The following is a 430-nucleotide window of genomic DNA, read 5'->3' as shown; positions in this document are numbered from 1 at the left end:
GGTGAGGTGGGTCACGATGGGTGGAAGGAGGCGCTGGTGGCTGACCCGTGGCTCGCCCTGGAGTTCGGCGCGGATCCGGTGGAGCGGATCGCGCAGATCGGTGCCGCCCACGAGGCGTTCCTCGCCGCCGGCACCACCTCCGGCCGGGTCCGGGAGGTGGTGGCCCGATCCTGGGAGCGGTCCGCGCTGCTCGACCCGGAGACCACCGCGCCGGTCGACCTCGCCGACGACGCGCTGGAGACGTACCGCGCCGCGCACCCGCTGGCCCGGGTGATGCCGCTGTTCCGCGACCTGCTCGGCGGCATCGCGCAGGACGGCGCGCACCTGATGGCGGTCTGCGACGCCGCCGGGCGGCTGCTCTGGGTGGAGGGCCATCCCGGGGTGCTGCGGCACGCCGAGCGGATGAACTTCGTACCCGGCGCCCGCTGGG

Annotated in this window: 1 pseudogene; it reads left to right on the top strand. The window is 75.3% G+C overall.

The features are described from left to right. Positions 1–36: 36 nt before the first annotated feature. Positions 37–430, top strand: a pseudogene (locus B7P34_RS36285) (transcriptional regulator); the annotation flags it as partial.

It is taken from the genome of Streptosporangium nondiastaticum (assembly GCF_003011965.1).
Taxonomy (GTDB): Bacteria; Actinomycetota; Actinomycetes; order Streptomycetales; family Streptomycetaceae; genus Streptomyces; species Streptomyces nondiastaticus.
This window is presented reverse-complemented; position numbering and strand designations above follow the sequence as displayed.